The 16,945-nt window shown below is 38.5% G+C and carries 13 protein-coding genes; 9 read left to right on the top strand and 4 right to left on the bottom strand.

The annotated features are described in order from the left end of the window. Positions 1-39 precede the first annotated feature (39 nt). Entirely contained in the window at positions 40-858 is an 819-nt protein-coding gene (locus HY063_05110; protein MBI3501154.1) for a DUF3108 domain-containing protein, read from the bottom strand. Positions 859-922: 64 nt separating this feature from the next. Beyond that, a complete protein-coding gene (locus HY063_05105) occupies positions 923-3,853 on the bottom strand; it encodes a leucine--tRNA ligase (GenBank protein MBI3501153.1) in 2,931 nt (976 codons plus the stop codon). 120 nt (positions 3,854-3,973) lie between these two features. Here HY063_05105 and HY063_05100 point away from each other — a divergent pair, with 120 nt between their 5' ends. The 5 genes from HY063_05100 to queA all read left to right on the top strand — a co-directional run bounded on the left by HY063_05100 (position 3,974) and on the right by queA (position 8,281). After that, on the top strand, positions 3,974-4,843 hold the full coding sequence (locus tag HY063_05100) for a cell division protein FtsX (GenBank protein MBI3501152.1): 870 nt from the start codon (positions 3,974-3,976) through the stop codon (positions 4,841-4,843). Between the two features lie 114 nt (positions 4,844-4,957). Next, positions 4,958-5,239, top strand: a complete 282-nt coding sequence (locus HY063_05095; protein ID MBI3501151.1) for a DUF3098 domain-containing protein — start codon at positions 4,958-4,960, stop codon at positions 5,237-5,239. 1 nt (position 5,240) lies between these two features. Next, the gene (locus HY063_05090; protein MBI3501150.1) at positions 5,241-6,032 is read left to right on the top strand and encodes an undecaprenyl-diphosphate phosphatase; all 792 of its coding nucleotides are present in this window, start codon (positions 5,241-5,243) and stop codon (positions 6,030-6,032) included. Next, entirely contained in the window at positions 6,029-6,874 is an 846-nt protein-coding gene (gene truB, locus HY063_05085) for a tRNA pseudouridine(55) synthase TruB (protein MBI3501149.1), read from the top strand. Before HY063_05090 ends, truB begins: the two co-directional genes overlap by 4 nt. Before the next feature lie 354 nt (positions 6,875-7,228). Beyond that, complete coding sequence (queA, locus tag HY063_05080) at positions 7,229-8,281, top strand: tRNA preQ1(34) S-adenosylmethionine ribosyltransferase-isomerase QueA (GenBank protein ID MBI3501148.1); 1,053 nt, start codon at positions 7,229-7,231, stop codon at positions 8,279-8,281. A gap of 9 nt (positions 8,282-8,290) precedes the next feature. Here queA and HY063_05075 read toward each other — a convergent pair whose 3' ends face one another. Then, positions 8,291-9,529 (bottom strand): insulinase family protein, encoded by a 1,239-nt coding sequence (locus HY063_05075; protein MBI3501147.1) that lies wholly within the window; start codon positions 9,527-9,529, stop codon positions 8,291-8,293. A gap of 42 nt (positions 9,530-9,571) precedes the next feature. Here HY063_05075 and HY063_05070 point away from each other — a divergent pair, with 42 nt between their 5' ends. The 3 genes from HY063_05070 to HY063_05060 all read left to right on the top strand — a co-directional run bounded on the left by HY063_05070 (position 9,572) and on the right by HY063_05060 (position 13,773). Continuing rightward, entirely contained in the window at positions 9,572-11,662 is a 2,091-nt protein-coding gene (locus tag HY063_05070; protein ID MBI3501146.1) for a hypothetical protein, read from the top strand. Positions 11,663-11,681: 19 nt separating this feature from the next. After that, positions 11,682-12,545, top strand: a complete 864-nt coding sequence (locus HY063_05065; GenBank protein ID MBI3501145.1) for a rhomboid family intramembrane serine protease — start codon at positions 11,682-11,684, stop codon at positions 12,543-12,545. A gap of 115 nt (positions 12,546-12,660) precedes the next feature. Then, positions 12,661-13,773: an endonuclease/exonuclease/phosphatase family protein gene (locus HY063_05060; GenBank protein ID MBI3501144.1), complete on the top strand. Its 1,113-nt coding sequence runs from the start codon at positions 12,661-12,663 to the stop codon at positions 13,771-13,773. A 3-nt stretch (positions 13,774-13,776) separates the two neighbouring features. On the opposite strand, the gene HY063_05055 is transcribed toward HY063_05060, so the two are convergent. Beyond that, positions 13,777-15,402 carry an ABC transporter substrate-binding protein gene (locus HY063_05055; protein ID MBI3501143.1) on the bottom strand — a complete coding sequence of 542 codons (1,626 nt, stop codon included), beginning with the start codon at positions 15,400-15,402 and terminating at the stop codon, positions 13,777-13,779. A gap of 220 nt (positions 15,403-15,622) precedes the next feature. On the opposite strand from HY063_05055, the gene mtaB reads away from it, so the two are divergent. Continuing rightward, complete coding sequence (gene mtaB / locus HY063_05050) at positions 15,623-16,936, top strand: tRNA (N(6)-L-threonylcarbamoyladenosine(37)-C(2))-methylthiotransferase MtaB (protein ID MBI3501142.1); 1,314 nt, start codon at positions 15,623-15,625, stop codon at positions 16,934-16,936. Positions 16,937-16,945: the final 9 nt, after the last annotated feature.

The raw sequence follows: 16,945 nt of genomic DNA, 5'->3' as shown, positions 1-16,945 counted from the left end.
ATGTTTTGTATTTTTCGTATTGTTTCGCTTTTCGAGGATTTATTTTTCGCAGAGCGAAAGCGGATTGGCAATGCCGGAATATTCTGTCAAATCCATTTTGATGAAACCCACAAGAATTTTTGCTTCGGCACGAATGGGAATTCTGTTTTTGTCATCGGAAATATACGCGGTCATATCTTCTTCCTTTTTAAAAATCCTTCCCGTCTGCACAACGGGCCGGAATTTTATGCAGCGGATTTTTCCGATATCCGATTTGATAACTTCCTTTCCGGCATATTTCATTTTGAGTGGCCATACCTGGTCATCGACAAAACAAGGGAACTCAAAAATATCTCCCTCTTTTGCATTTGAAAAATCAATCGTGCGCGCATAAAAAAAAGCCGAGAGCATATCCTGAACTCCATCGGGCACATCAAATTTTTTTCCGTTGCTGTCCACACTGTTTTTATAATGATTGTAAATGTGGTTCTGTTCGATTTTATATCCGCCTTCATTCACGCGCCTGATGAAAAGCCAGGGAACCATTGCGTCTTCATCAATATACGATTCATAGCGGTCGCGCACATAAAAAAACCAATCGAACGAACTGTTTGTGTAGCCAAGCCCGAGCATGTGAAAAGTATTTCGCCCGCCAATCTGCTTGTTGTCATCGAGCACCTGTATCACTGCTTCGCCTGCATTTATAAAACCATAATGCATTCTGTACGTTAATTTTTCTCCGCGCTTAAACGCTTCATTCTTGCACGAGCGAAGAACAGAATTTTTTGTTTGCTGCGCAGAATCGGAAATTGGTTTTTCGGTTATCCCGTTAGATATCGGTAGAGTAATTAGTTGATTGGATGCAAATCCAAAAAGCATAAATGAAAAAATAAAAAACAAAAATAGTTGACCCGGAAATTTCATAGGAAGAAAGATACAACTTTTATACCACAATATTTACGATTCTTTTAGGCACAACAATTATTTTTTTTGGTTGTTTTCCTTCTAGGTATTTTTTTGTCTGCTCTAATGCAAGCACTTCTTTTTCAATTTCGGCAGGAGATAAACTGAGTGAAAGTTCAATGTTGAAACGCATTTTCCCGTTGAAGGAGACAGGATACGCAAACGAATCATCTATGGTGAGCGCATCGTTGTACTGCGGAAAGGAAGCAAATGTGACACTTTCTTTATGTCCTAGCTTGTTCCAAAGTTCTTCTGCAATGTGCGGAGCGAAGGGCAAAAGTAAAATCACCAGCGGTTCAAGAATTTTTCTTTTGCTGCATTTTAGTTCCGTGAGTTCATTGGTGCAAATCATAAATGCGCTCACTGCGGTATTGAAAGAATAATTTTCAATATCCTCCTGAATTTTTTTAATTGTCTTGTGAAGAATTTTTAATTCTTCTTTGGTCGGCTCGTCATCGCTCACAGAATAAAATTCCGGATTCTGAATTTTTTCTTCAGGATTTTTAGTTGGATTCTCTTTATGAAATAACCTCCAGAAACGATTCAGAAAATTAAACACTCCGGAAATTCCGTTTGTGTTCCATGGCTTGCTCATCTCCAGCGGACCGAGAAACATTTCGTACATGCGGAGAGTGTCAGCGCCAAAATCATTGCAGATAAAATCGGGAGTGACGACATTTTTGAAAGACTTTGACATCTTCTCTACTTCAAAACCGCAAATATATTTCCCATCATCTTCACGTATAAATTCAGCTTCTTTTTCTACACCAATTATAAACTTATCCAAATCTAATTCATCATTATTGACTGCATTTATATCTGTGCGCCATGAATCAATTAATTTGTTTTGGTTATTAAAATCAACTACAAAATTTTCTGTATTAATTTTTTTTCGCCTAAGCACATTATTAATGTCATCTACTATTTTCTTTTTTGTATAAAGACCACTTAAATATCTTTCAAAATATGATTTAGTAACATAAATAAAAGGCAATTGATCTTCTGCTTTTTTCCAGGCTTCAACTTCTTTCAATGTATCATCATAAGCATTTATTGAGCCAAGTGTATAATTAATTCTATAGACAAAATTGCTTCTCCCTAAAATCATTCCTTGATTAATCAACTTCTTTGCCGGCTCAACAATCGGCAAAAAACCTAAATCAAATAAAAATTTTGTCCAGAAGCGTACATAGAGCAAATGTCCTGTGGCGTGTTCGCTTCCGCCAATGTATAAATCCACATCGCGCCAGTAATTCAGTGCGTCCCTACTCGCAAACTCATTTTTATTTTGCGAATCCATATAGCGCAAATAATACCAACTGCTTCCCGCCCAGCCGGGCATGGTGGTTTTTTCAAACTCGAAAGAGTTTTTGTATTTCCAATTCTTCGCGCGTGCGAGTGGTGGCTCTCCTGTTTCTGTTGGAAGATATTTATCCACTTCAGGAAGAATAACCGGCAAATCTTTTTCATCCACCGAGCAGGGAATTCCTTCCTTATAATAGATGGGAATGGGCTCGCCCCAGTAACGCTGCCTTCCGAAAATTGCATCGCGCAAGCGGTACTGCGTTTTTCCTTTTCCTAAATTTCTTTTTTCAATTTCAGAAATTATTTTTTTGATAGCATCTTTTACCTGCAAACCATTTATGAAATCAGAATTGATTGCGTAGCCATCATACGTATCAAAACATTCTTCCTTCTGCAGCGATTTATCATTCGGAGCAATTACTTTTTTTATCTCCAGTCCAAAATGTTTTGCGAAAGCAAAATCGCGCGTATCGTGCGCGGGAACGCCCATCACTGCTCCGGTTCCGTAGCCAGCCAAAACATATTCTCCAATCCAGATGGGAAGTTTTTCTCCTGTGAACGGATGAATGCAATACGAGCCGGTAAATTCTCCGGTAACTTTTTTCACTTCTGTTTGCCTTTCTCTTTCAGAACGGTTCTTCGCATAGTGAACATACACTTCCACTTTTTGTTTTTGTTCAGGAGTTGTAAGTTGGGGAACCAAATCGCTTTCAGGAGCAAGCGTTAAAAATGTTACTCCGAAAATTGTGTCAGGGCGAGTTGTGAAAACCTCAATCTGAAACTTGAAACCTGAAACCTGAAACTTCAAACTACTTCCTTCCGATTTTCCAATCCAATTTCTCTGCGACTCTTTTATTGATTCACTCCAATCTATTTTCTCAAGGTCGTTTAGTAATCTTTCAGCGTACGCTGTGATTCTCAAACTCCATTGCGGCATAAGTTTTCTTTCTACAGGATAACCACCGCGTTCGCTCACACCGTCTTTCACTTCTTCGTTTGCCAAAACAGTTCCGAGTTGCGGACACCAATTCACCCACGCCTCACTGAGGTAAGCGAGGCGATAGTTCATCATCAAATCAGATTTTTCTTTTTCTGAAAGCGAAGAATAATTTTTCAGTTTTGGAATCAGCGTTTCAATCGGTTCCGCTTTATTTGTTTCGGGATTATACCAAGAGTTGAACAGCTTGAGAAAAATCCACTGAGTCCATTTATAATAATTCGGATCGGAGGTTCTCACTTCTCTTTCCCAGTCAAACGAGAAACCAATTTTATCCATCTGCTCGCGGTAACGCGCGATATTATTTTCTGTAGTGATGGCAGGATGCTGTCCCGTTTGAATCGCGTACTGTTCTGCTGGCAAACCGAACGAATCATAACCCATCGGGTGAAGCACATTAAAACCTTTCAAACGCTTGTAGCGAGAAACAATATCACTCGCGATATACCCGAGCGGATGTCCCACATGCAAGCCCGCGCCCGAAGGATAGGGAAACATATCAAGTGCATAATATTTTTCTTTGCCGGATTTATTTTCCGCGCGAAAAGTTTTCTTTTCCGCCCAATACTTTTGCCATTTTTTTTCTATTTCCTGAAAAGGATACGCCATGGGCTGCGAAGTTAATAGTTAATGGTTATTCGTTAATTGGAAAATGCAATTAACATTCCTATTCTAATAACTCCGCGTTTCAATTTTCAATTTTTAATTTTTAATTTTTAATTTCGTAAAATGTCTGAGGAAAAATCAAAAAAAAGAATTTCTACATCATCCATCACAACCGTGATAAGTGTTTCGCTGGTTTTATTTTTGCTGGGATTGCTCGGAGTTTTTCTCATCAGTGCGAAAAAAATATCTGAGCACTTGAAAGAAAATATCAGTTTTCATGTTTACCTCAAAGACAAAGCAACAGATGATGAGACAGAACGCTTACATAATTTTCTGAATGCGTGCAGTTATGTGAAATCAAGCGTGTATCTCTCCAAAGATTCCGCGGCATTGCTTTATAAAAAAGATGTGGGAGAAGATTTTGTGAAGTTCATCGGATATAATCCGCTGCCAGCAAGCATGGAAGTGCAACTGAAAGCCGATTACGCAAACCGCGACAGCATCGCGTGGATTCAAAAACAAATTACGGATTTCAGCAGCGTGAAAGAATTTAATTACCAGGAATCGCTGGTGAATCTCGTAAATAAAAATGTAAACCGAATTGCATTAGTGCTTTTGATTTTTATTACGCTTCTTCTTGTTATCGCGCTTGCGCTTATCAACAACACCATTCGTCTTGCGATTTATTCAAAAAGATTTCTGATTAAAACAATGCAGTTGGTTGGTGCTACAGGAAATTTTATTCGCAAGCCATTTCTCGTGAATGGAATCAAGCACGGAATGATTTCGGGAATCATAGCCAATCTCATGCTCTGGGGAATTATTTTTACTGCCGTAAAAAAAATTCCCGACCTCGAACAAGTCACCGACATGCGGTTAATGATTTTTCTTTTCGGAGTTATTTTTATTCTTGGAATTTTTATTTCCGGTGTTTCCACTTTTTTATCTGTGAGAAAATATCTTCGCCTGAGTTCGGAAGAACTTTATTACTAATGGAAAGATGGAAGAATGGAATATTGGATGGTTGGCTGTTTGCAATCTTCCATTCTTCCAATATTCCAACATTCCATATATACAATATTTGTACATTCGTGAAAAATAATGGCAATGGCAAAAGTAAAACAAAAATCAACTGCACAAACTAAAACAGTTTCTGCCCAGCAGAAAGAAGCAAGTTTTGTTTTCGGAAAAGAAAATTATAAACTCATGCTGATTGGAATCGCGGTGGTTGCCATCGGAATGCTGCTGATGATTGGCGGTGCCTCGGATGACCCGAATAAAATGTCTGACGAAATTTTTTCTTTCCGCAGATTAACGCTCGCGCCCATTGTGATTATCGGTGGCTATGTGGTGGTGCTTCTCGCCATCATCAAGAAGCCGAAGGAATAATATGACAACCTTCCATGCAATTATTCTTGCAATCATTGAAGGCATTACAGAATTTCTTCCCGTTTCATCAACCGGGCACATGATTCTTGCTTCGGCTGTAATGAAAATTCAAGATGCTGAATTCGCCAAGACCTTTGAAATTGTAATTCAACTCGGAGCCATCATGGCAGTGGCGGTGCTTTATATAAAAAGATTTTTCGTGAGCATAAATATTTATCTCAAACTTATCGCGGCATTTATTCCAACGGGAATTATCGGAGTTCTCGCTTATAAAACCATCAAAGCATATTTGTTCAATCCGTTTGTGGTGAGCATTGCGCTGATTGTTGGCGGAGTGATTTTAATTCTGCTGGATAAATGGACGGAAGAAAAAAAATCTTCTTTCGAAAAACCGGAAGATATTTCTTATAGTGGCGCAGTGAAGATTGGATTGTTTCAATGCCTCTCAATGATTCCCGGAGTTTCGCGCGCAGCGGCAAGTATCTTCGGAGGAATTTTTGCCGGCTTCGACCGAAAACTTGCCACAGAATTTTCTTTTCTCCTCGCTATTCCCACCATGCTTGCGGCTTCCGGAAAAGATTTATGGGAATCGAAAGACATGATTCATTCGGATAACATTAAACTTCTTCTCATAGGAGGAATTGTGGCTTTTATATTCGCAGTGATTGCAGTGAAAGGATTTATTTCCTTCGTTCAGAAATATGGGTTCAAACATTTTGGATATTATCGCATCATTCTTGGAATCCTCTTTTTAAGTTTAAGTTTATATTTGGGCATTAATCTTTCCGCATGAGCAAAATCACTCAAGACGATTTCTACAACGGGCAAACTATTTTGGTGAACAAACCAAAAACATGGACTTCGTTTGACGTGGTAAATAAAATGCGCAGCGATGTGCGCCACAATTTTCAGATTCCGTTTGTAAAAATCGGCCACGCAGGTTCGCTCGACCCGCTCGCCAGCGGACTTCTTATTATATGTATAGGAAAAAACACTAAAAAGATTGACCAGTTCCAGGGAATGGAAAAAGAATACACAGGCACCATGATGCTGGGCGCAACCACTCCTTCGTATGATTTTGAAACTCCGGTTACGGAACGTTATCCGATTACGCATGTTACTCCGCAACTCATAAATGAAACCGCAAAAAAATTTGTCGGAAACGTTTGGCAATATCCTCCGCCTTTCTCTGCTAAAAAAATTATGGGCGAACGCGCTTACAACATCGCGCGTAATGGCGGACAGGCAGATGTAAAACCTGTTCTCGTGAATATTTCCAAGTTTGAAATTGTGAGCGTGCTGCTGCCGATGATTGAATTCAAAGTGGAGTGCGGAAAAGGAACCTACATCCGTTCGCTCGCGCATGATTTCGGAAGACAACTTGGTTGCGGTGCGGTGCTTGCTTCGCTATGCAGAACACGAATCGGAAAATACAAATTGAAAGACGCCCGCGACCTCAAAGATTGGCTCGAAGCCGTTCAGCCCGTTGCGCCCAAGAAAAGGATTCCCATACGAACCGCTATGAAAAAAATGAAAGAGCGCGCGAAGGAAAGAAAGAAAATGGCGAAGGTGGAAAATAAGCCAGTGAAAAAAGTTTCTGTCAAGAAAAAAAAATCAGCGAAGAAAAAGAAATAGCATTTTATTTCATCCTGCGGAGTTTATTTCCATTCCTAAATTTTGTCACTATTTCATCCCTAGGGAATTTAACTTTGAAAAAAATATATGGCTGTTTGCGTTAGTGATTGCAGTGGAAATCCTTTTCACGCTTCGTGAAAAGATTGAAACGGAAAGCGCGACCTGAGGCTTTGCGAAGGAAACGCCCAAAATAAATTTTCAAAAACCCTTGACAAGCCCTCTTTGGAAGTGTACATTCGCGCCCTTTTTGAAAAAAAGGAAAGTATTAAGTAGCGAGTATTAAGTATTAAGAAAACTACCAACTACTTTTTTCATTGTACATAATACTAACTACATAATACTTGTACTTGCTTTATGAAATTATCACAGTTCAAATTCAACCTGCCTAAAGATTTACTCGCTGAATATCCCGCAAAGAATCGCGAAGATGCGCGCCTTATGGTGGTGCATCGCCAGACGAAACGCATTGAGCATAAAAAATTCAAAGACCTTATAAATTATTTTGAACCGGGCGATGTGATGGTGGTGAACAACACGCAGGTTTTTCCCGCGCGCATGTACGGCAACAAAGAAAAAACCGGTGCACGCATTGAGGTTTTTTTGCTGCGCGAACTCAACCGCGAAAGCCGTTTGTGGGATGTGCTCGTTGACCCTGCACGGAAAATCCGTATCGGAAATAAATTATATTTTGAGAGCAATGGAAATTCGCTCGTTGCAGAAGTAATTGACAACACCACTTCGCGCGGAAGGACGTTGCGTTTTCTTTTTGACGGTCCGTATGACGAATTCAAAACGCTGCTCACCAATCTCGGGCAAACTCCGCTTCCGAAATACATCAAGCGCAAACCTGAACCGCTCGATGCCGAGCGTTATCAGACGGTGTTTGCAAAAATTGAAGGAGCAGTTGCAGCGCCAACTGCAGGATTGCATTTCAGCCGCGAGTTAGTTCGGAAACTTCAGATTCGCGGAATACATTTTGGAGAACTTACGCTTCATGTTGGCCTCGGAACTTTTCGCCCGATTGAAGTGGAAGATTTGACCAAGCATAAAATGGATTCGGAGGAAATGGAAATTCCTCAGCCGTGCGTTGATGAAGTGAACAAAGTGAAGAACACCGCGAAAAAAGTTTGTGTGGTGGGTACAACTGCGATGCGTGCTGTTGAAACTTCTGTTTCTACTACAAACCGCCTGAAGCCATTCAAGGGATGGACGAATAAATTTATTTTTCCTCCTTACGATTTTCGCATTGCAGATTGCATGATTACAAATTTTCACACGCCTGAATCATCGCTCCTCATTATGGTATGCGCTTTTGGCGGCTATGATTTGATGATGAAAGCGTACAAGGAAGCCATCAAGGATAAATATAAGTTTTTTACCTATGGCGATGCGATGCTGATTTTGTAAATCTCTATTTTAGTTTTTCGCCAGGTAATACAGTGTTGAGCAATTCTCTTTTTTAAAAATTTTATTTGCCTGCTCTTTTATCTGCTCAGGTGTAACGGAAAGATATTTTTCCGCCTCGTGATTTGCCAAATCAGCATCCCCGAATAATTCGGATATGGCAAGATTCAGCGCTTTGTTCATGATATTTATTTCTGAAAACTCGAGTGTGGCTTCAATTTTATTCTGAACTTTTTTTAATTCTTTTTCTTCAACCAGTTCATTTTTTATTTTTTCGAGTTCCATTTCAATTGCCTTTTCCGCGTCTTGTATCGCAACACCTTTTGCCGGCTTTCCGGAAACAACAAACATTCCCTTGTCAAAGCTATCATCGGTATAAGCTGTAAGTTCGGAAAACATTTTTTTATTTTTCACCAGTTCGTTATACAAGCGCGAAGAACTTCCGTCTGACAAAATATCCGAGAGCAAATCCACCGTGTAATATTCTTTGTCCTTGCGCGAGCACTGGTGATATACCTTATATATAGCATTCACAGGAACATCTCGTTCAACGGTGAGCGAGCGCACTTCTTTTTGTTCGGGTTCTGCAGAAAGATTGCGTTTGTTATCCGGACATTTCGGAATGGAACCAAACCATTTTTCGGAAAGCCGTTTCGCTTCATCGAGCGAAGTGTTTCCGCTCACCACCATGATTGCATTGTTCGGGCAATAAAATTTTTTGAAGAACGCGCGTACATCGTCCATCTTTGCTTCCGCAATGTGAGAAATTTCTTTTCCGATGGTATCCCATAAATACGGATGCACTTTATAAACCATCGGGCGAAGCAAAAGCCAGATGTCACCATATGGTTGATTCAAATAACGCTGCTTGAATTCTTCGATGACAACATTGCGCTGCACTTCTAAACTTTTTTCAGAAAACGCAAGCGACAACATTCTGTCGCTCTCCAACCAAAAAGCAGTTTCGAGATTCGCGGAAGGAACCGTGAGATAATAATTCGTAATATCATTCGAAGTAAACGCATTGTTCTCTCCTCCTACTCTTTGCAGCGGCTCATCGTAATTGGGAATGTTCATGCTTCCGCCAAACATCAAATGCTCGAATAAATGAGCGAAGCCGGTGCGTGCCGAATCTTCATCGCGCGCTCCTACATCGTATAAAATATTTACACAGACAAGCGGAGTGGACTTGTCTTCGTGATGAATAACACGGAGCCCATTTGCAAGAGAAAATTTATCAAACCGAATCATTTCATTTAAATAAGATATTTGCAAAGTTAGCCGATAACTTTTATGCGTTATAAGAAAATAATTTTAACTCTTGCTGTTGTTGGAATGGCGTTGATTTTATTTTCATATCACAATGATTCTTACCAAAATCTTTTTACCCGATTTGAAAAAAATTCTCCCGAGGAATTAACTATTGAAGATATTGACACCAATGAATTTCCTCCCGGCTTTCCGAATATAAAAATGGATGCTGTAGAACAAATTTTAAATTTTCCATTGCCGAGATTTAAGTCGAATCATAAATTGCTTTCAAATTTTTTGTGGATGGATCCCACTTTCATAGGAGGAAATGGTTTAAAAAAAATTTCACGGCAACAATCCATAAAAAACAGTGCCGACATTCAACTTGAATTAGCATTGCATTGGAATTATTATTTACAGATTTGTCCGAATACAAACGGAGATGCAAAAGCATATGGCAGGCAGGGCACATTACAAAATGCATGGCTCAACATTGCCAATGAACATCCTGAACTTCCGCTATCGGCAATTTCTTTCTGGATTGGAATGAAAGGAAATCATGTGATGAGTCAAAAACTTGGAGATAATTGTTATTTGCGGGATGAAAAAAATAATTTTATAACTGATGTAATTGATAATAATGGCGTGCACCGAAGAGGAAAACTTTTCAGTCCGAATATTTCGCTGGACACAATTGCACTTGATGGATTAAAACAGCGGCATCTTCTTGAAAATATTTTTCAGTATTTGAAACGCCCGCTGAATTGTTTTAATGAAGAAGATGAAATTTTTACTGTGTATGATTCTTCAATCCTCAAAAAAGAACCTTCATTAGTTGCAGATAAAACAAAAATGAAAATCAATAATTGGGATATTTACCAGGCAGAAAAAATAAAACAAATTCAAATTACTTACAGAGATAGTTTCATGAATCTGCCGCAAATGAAAAATTCAATTTACTCTGTGTATGGAATTGATGGCCATCCGCATTATCGTTTTGCATACAGCGCAATGAGAAAAGCAAATACTCCAATCAATGAAAAATATTATTCCACTCCTGATTTTTATCCGCGTTATCCATCGAACTGGCGTTACTGGAGTGGTCCCTGGCACGGGCTTTCCTGGATTTTTGAATCTCGTCCGAATGAAATAGCGCTTGGAGATTCATTGTATTCTCCGTTTGTAGCCGCGGGATGGGATAATAACCCGATAAAAAATATTTGTCCTGCACAATGGCTTGGCTTATTAAAACTTCTCGCAATGACAGGTGCAGAATTTTTCTACACAGGATTTTTCAATGAGCGGCAGCCGTTTGCAAATCCGGAAACTTATATCTGGCAGGCAGCAATGCCGGTGTATGCTCAGGCAATCACAAGCAGGTTTGAAAATATTTTTCGTCATGGAGAAATTATGAATGTCCCCGAATTTATTTTTCCATCCGGTGACAAAAGAATAATGATTGTTGCAAAAAAAATTATTGGCAAAAAAATTTATGCAATTACGGGAACAATTCAGAATTTATCCAACAAAAAAGGCGATGCTCCTTTGAATGCCATAGCGGAAATAAATCTTGACGGAGCGAAATTAAAATTTGAAGTTCGAAGGCAAGGAAGCACTTATATTTACAATGCAGAAGATTCTCAGCATCCGGTTTTTTATCAGTTGGATGCATGGCATGAAGCAAGCCATCCTTCACGCTGGAGTAAAGATTTTTATTTTGAAGCAGAATTATTTGATAACGATGAAAAAAACATTTCCATTAAAACAGAACTTCCCGCCAATGCAAAAGAAAATGATTTTTCATCATTCACAAGTTATATCTCGTGCTATAAATCGAGTTCATTAAAATATTTTTTTACTCCCAGAGATTCTGCTGCTTCTTTTTTATTTCAGATTCTAATGAGAGGAAAAGAAAAGAAATCAGGAATAAAAATTTTTTTGGATGGAACAGAAATTGCAGAAATAAAAAATAATATCGAACAAAACTGGAAATGGTTTTTCATTGATGAAAAAAAATTTCCTCTTTCTTTTAAAAATCTTACTAACAAAATACATGAACTATCCATCACACCTTCCGACAATACTATAGAAATTAATAAATTTGTTTTGAAAAAAATTTCCGACAAAAAATAAAATTGATAAGTTTTGAATTATGTCATTTACTAATGACTTGAGAGGAGTTTTCACTCGAAGCGGAAGCGGGCTGATGCGCATCATCGTCATCAATGCGATTGTTTTTATTGTGGTAAATATTGTGGATGAACTTTTACGGTTTTCCGGACAAGGATTTTCGCTCGTGTATTGGCTCGCTCTTCCTGGGGAAATTTCAACCGCGCTCACACACGCATGGGCGCTCATTACTTACATGTTCCTGCACAAAGATTTTTTTCACATTCTCTTCAATATGCTTTGGCTTTACTGGCTCGGAAAAATTTTTGTGGAATATGTTGGAAGCAAACGACTGGTAGCTGTTTATCTTCTTGGCGGAATCAGCGGAGGAATTTTGTATTTGCTCTCTTCTCTTGTTTTTCCTCTCTACTTTCAAAATACTTTTTTGCTGGGCGCTTCGGCTGGCGTGATGGCAGTGGTAATTGCCATTGCAATTCTTCTTCCCGATTATGTAATTCATCTTTTATTTTTTGGCGGAGTACGTTTGAAATATTTGGCACTGATTTCTTTTGTCCTCACAAGTTTGCTCGACATTTCTCAAAACACCGGAGGAAAAATCGCACACATTGGCGGAGCATTGTTCGGAATGATTTTTATGCTGCAATATAAAAACGGAAAAGACATTACAAAACCTTTTACAAACCTGCTTGACTGGATTGCTTCTCCCAAAAGACCAAAAATAAAAGTGAGTTACCGCAGGAAAGTTTCAGATGATGATTTTAATTCAAATCAAAGATTAAAACAACAAAAGATTGACCAGATACTGGATAAGATTTCCAAATCGGGATACGATGCGCTTACCAAAGAAGAAAAAGATTTTTTATTTAAAGCAAGCGGGAGAAATTAGTTGTTTGTTGATTGGTTTATGGTTTTAGTTAATTAGTTTTCGGTTTTGGTTTTAAACCAGAACTATAAACTCAGTAAACCACAACTAAAAACCAAAAAACTATAAACGAAAAATTGTGAAACGATTAAAAAATATTTTCTCTTTTCTGATTCGAATTGTATATTTTATTTTTCTAATCTCCTTGCTTCTCTCCTATTTCGCTCCTTATGCAAATCCAAAATCATTCTGGATATTTGCTTTTTTCGGCCTCGCGTATCCATATCTTCTTCTCATAAATGTTTTATTTCTCATCTGGTGGATTATCCGCTGGAAAAAATTATACTGGATTTCGCTCGTGATTATTTTGATTGGATGGAACAATATGAAAAATTTATTTCACTTCGGAAACGGAATTGAAAACGAAAAAGGAATTAAAGTGCTTTCTTATAACGTCCGCAATTTTGATTTGTATAACTGGAGTGGAAACAAAGAAACCCGAAACAAAATATTTTCCTTCCTAAAAAACGAATCGGCTGACATTGTTTGCCTGCAGGAATTTTTCCAGGGTGACAGCGGATATTTCGAAACGCTCGATACAGTAATAAAAGTAACAAATGCAATTGACAATCACATAAAATATACTCTCACCCGCAGAAAAACCGACCACTGGGGAATTGCTACGCTCAGCAAATTTCCGATTGTGTTCAAAGGAAAAGTTCCCTTCAAATATAAAAGCAACAACATTTGTATTTTCTCCGATATGAAAATTGGCGATGACACTGTTCGTGTTTACAATATGCATTTGCAGTCAATAAGTTTTACTTATTCTGATTATAAATTTATTGAAGCGCTGAAAGAAAATAATGATACGCTGGATGTGGAGGATATAGAAATTGCTTCAAAAAATATTTTAAGGAGAATCAAGCGTGCGTTCATCAAGCGCACCACGCAGGCAGAAAAAATTATTGAGCATATTAACACGTGCAAATATCCCGTTATTATCTGCGGAGATTTTAATGACACGCCTTTCTCGTACACCTATCATTTGTTCGCAGAAAAATATCAGGACTCATTTATGGAAAGCGGAAGCGGAAGCGGCAATACTTACATTGGAGATTTCCCTTCCTACCGGATTGATTATATTTTTCATTCTCTGCAATTCACTTCATCAAACTTTGAAGTGCATTCGGAAGAATTATCAGACCATTATCCGATTTCAACTATCATTACGAAAAAAGAAGGAAAGTAATTTTTACTTCTTCTTAACCGTTTTCAGATTTAGAAGATTCATCGGATTTAGTTCCAGCCCTTCAATATTGTTGTTCACCAGCCGGAAAACCTGGTCATAGAAAAGCGGAACGATGGGCGCTTCGTCAATAAGAATTTTATCCATCTCTTTGTAAATCTCAAATCGTTTTCCGTTGTCGGGTTCGTTCAATGCACGTTCAAAAAGTTCGTCAAACTTTTTATTCTTGAAATGGGTGTAGTTCGGTCCTTTCGGAGAAAGATTTTTGCTATAAAAGCAGGCGAAAAAATTTTCTGCATCGGCATAATCTGCCACCCACGACTTGCGGAAAAAATTCACCTTGGCGTTCGCAATGATTTCTGTTTGCACAATGTTGCGGTTCAAAAATATTTTCACAGGAATTCCAACTTCTTCCAACTCGTGTTCGATGAACTGGCTGAGTTCGAGATAAGATTCCGTAACGTTCAAAGTGATTTCATCAATTCCTTTTCCTCCGGAAAATCCCGCCTTCTGCAAAAGTTCACGCGATTTGTCGGGATTGTAAGTGAACCCTGTAAGTGAAGAATCAAATGAAGGCATTCCCTTCGGAATAAATCCCTGCGTGGCGGAATTTCCAATACTGTTGCGCAGGTGCTTCACGATTTTATCGCGGTCAATCGCGTAACCGATTGCCTGCCGCACTTCTTTAATACGCAGCGGAGATTTTTTCACAATCGCTGAATCCATGTCAACTAAAAATCCGAGGTAATCTGTTTTCAAGTACGAACCCGTTTGCATTTTAAACTTGCCGGCATATTCTGATTTCAATTTTCCCTCTTTGTCAATTATCAAATCAATGTTCATCATGTCAGCACCCGAAAGCATATCGGCATCTCCTTTTTCAAAATCAATAAATGCATTTTGTTTGTCCTTCACAAAATTCACAGTAACACCATCGAGATAGGGTAATTTAGTTGAACCTTCGTGCTCAAAATAATTTTCGTTCTTCGCCAAAACAAGTTTTACATTTTCTTCCCACGCTTTGAACATGAACGGACCGGTGCCTACAGGATTTCTCCGGAAGTCAGCGCCATAGTGTTCTGCGATTTCATTCGGAATCACAGAGCAATATTGCATAGTGAGAATATTCAGAAACGGAGGGAAAGATTTTTGCAGATAAATTACAAACGTAGAATCATCGGGCGCGGCAAAACCTAAATTATCGCTGCGTTCATCACGCGCAATATTGGAGAAAAGATATTTTGCGCTTTGCTCCTCATCCATGTCCATCAAACGAAAAAGCGAGAGCACAAAATCCTGCGCCACCACTTTTCTTCCTTTGCCATTTGGAAAAAGCGGATGGTCATGAAAAAAAACATCGTTGCGAAGACGAAACGTATACACTTTTCCGCTGTCGGAAATTTCCCAGCTCTTCGCGATGCACGGAATCACTTCCAAATTATCATTTAACTGCACCAACCCGTTGAACATTTGATTTACCGCCCAGATATTTTCCGTGCGCTTTGCAGAAGCCGGGTCAAGCGAAGTAATATCTCCCGATTCATTATAGCGGAAAAATTTTTTCTCCGAGTTTTCCTCGTGCGCTCCGCACGCAGCGAGAATAACAAAAAAGAAATAGAAATATTTTTTCATTTGACTAAAAAGCAAGTTTAGAAAAACAAAACCGAACACGCTTCCTGACAGCAAAGGAATGATGAACAAGTTTATTAACATATTCATCAGTTTATAGTTTTATAGTTGATTGGTTTTAGTTAGGCAGTTGATGGTTATGGTTTTTGAATATTAACTAAAACTAAAAAACCAAAAACTAAAAACCAACAAACCATAAACTATATAGTATCTTTACCCTCCCATGAAAACAGTGGCATTTCACACACTCGGCTGCAAACTCAACTTTGCAGAAACTTCCACGATTGCAAGACAATTCGAGCAAAATGGTTTTTCCAAAACTGATTTTGAAAATGGTGCTGATGTTTTTGTGATTAACACTTGTTCTGTTACCGAAGATGCCAACCGCGAGTGCCGGAGAATTGTCCGCAATGCCCTGAGAAATTCCCCGGAAGCATTTGTAATTGTAACGGGCTGCTATGCACAACTCAAACCGGAAGAAATAGCAAACATAAAAGGTGTGGATTTGGTTTTAGGCACGAATGAAAAATTCAACTCGCTCACATTCATGAATGGCGGACATAAAAAAGAGAAAGCAGAAATTCATTCCTGCGAAATTGAAAATGCAAATACTTTCATTGGAAGTTATTCCACAGACAAGACAAGAACTTTTCTAAAAGTGCAAGACGGCTGCGATTATAATTGTTCTTACTGCACCATTCCCCTTGCGCGCGGAGCAAGCCGAAGCGACTCGATTGAAAATGTTGTGAGCAACGCAAAAAAAATTACTGAGCAGGAAATAAAAGAAATTGTTTTGACGGGAGTGAATATTGGCGACTTTAGAAATTCAAATAAGAATTTTCTTTCTTTGATTACGGAGTTGGATAAAGTGGAAGGAATTTCTCGCTTCAGAATTTCTTCCATTGAGCCGAACTTGCTTTCCGATGAAATAATTGAATTCGTTGCGAACTCTGAAAAATTTGTTCCGCATTTTCATATTCCTCTTCAGAGCGGTTCTAATAAAATTCTGAGCTTGATGCACAGAAGATACATGAGCGAACTTTATTCAGAACGAGTTCAGAAAATAAAATCTCTCATGCCTCAATGCTGCATTGGCGTGGATGTGATAGAAGGATTTCCCGGAGAAACAGAAAATGATTTTCTTGATACATATAATTTTATTTCTTCCCTTGATATTTCTTATCTTCATGTATTCACTTATTCTGAAAGAGAAAATACGGAAGCAATAACTTTCAAACCCGTTGTTTCGATGGAAGAAAGAAGAAAAAGAAATAAAATACTGAGAAATCTTTCTGCGGTAAAGCAGCAGAAATTTTATTCGGAAAATATCGGAACAGAGCGAACTGTTTTATTTGAAGAGGAAAATAAAAATGGATTTCTGTTCGGCTTTACGGAGAATTATATCAAAGTGAAAACAAAATTTAATTCTGATTTAATAAATGAACTGCGCGAAGTTTATTTAAGCGAAATTGATTTCGATGGAAATGTACTGTGCGAAATGGAAACGGCTGCTCAAACCTTAAATCTTAAATCTTAAATCTTACAT

The organism is Bacteroidota bacterium, from assembly GCA_016195025.1.
GTDB lineage: Bacteria > Bacteroidota > Bacteroidia > Palsa-948 > Palsa-948 > Palsa-948.
The sequence above is the reverse complement of the archived record's forward strand: the minus strand, read 5'-3'. Positions and strand labels throughout refer to the sequence as shown.

Excerpts from the sequence above, each read along its gene's own strand:
- HY063_05110 (MBI3501154.1), bottom strand. The coding sequence starts at position 858 with ATGCTTTTTGGATTTGCATCCAATCAACTAATTACTCTACCGATATCT.
- HY063_05105 (MBI3501153.1), bottom strand. The coding sequence starts at position 3,853 with ATGGCGTATCCTTTTCAGGAAATAGAAAAAAAATGGCAAAAGTATTGG.
- HY063_05100 (MBI3501152.1), top strand. The coding sequence starts at position 3,974 with ATGTCTGAGGAAAAATCAAAAAAAAGAATTTCTACATCATCCATCACA.
- HY063_05095 (MBI3501151.1), top strand. The coding sequence starts at position 4,958 with ATGGCAAAAGTAAAACAAAAATCAACTGCACAAACTAAAACAGTTTCT.
- HY063_05090 (MBI3501150.1), top strand. The coding sequence starts at position 5,241 with ATGACAACCTTCCATGCAATTATTCTTGCAATCATTGAAGGCATTACA.
- truB (MBI3501149.1), top strand. The coding sequence starts at position 6,029 with ATGAGCAAAATCACTCAAGACGATTTCTACAACGGGCAAACTATTTTG.
- queA (MBI3501148.1), top strand. The coding sequence starts at position 7,229 with ATGAAATTATCACAGTTCAAATTCAACCTGCCTAAAGATTTACTCGCT.
- HY063_05075 (MBI3501147.1), bottom strand. The coding sequence starts at position 9,529 with ATGATTCGGTTTGATAAATTTTCTCTTGCAAATGGGCTCCGTGTTATT.
- HY063_05070 (MBI3501146.1), top strand. The coding sequence starts at position 9,572 with ATGCGTTATAAGAAAATAATTTTAACTCTTGCTGTTGTTGGAATGGCG.
- HY063_05065 (MBI3501145.1), top strand. The coding sequence starts at position 11,682 with ATGTCATTTACTAATGACTTGAGAGGAGTTTTCACTCGAAGCGGAAGC.
- HY063_05055 (MBI3501143.1), bottom strand. The coding sequence starts at position 15,402 with ATGAAAAAATATTTCTATTTCTTTTTTGTTATTCTCGCTGCGTGCGGA.
- mtaB (MBI3501142.1), top strand. The coding sequence starts at position 15,623 with ATGAAAACAGTGGCATTTCACACACTCGGCTGCAAACTCAACTTTGCA.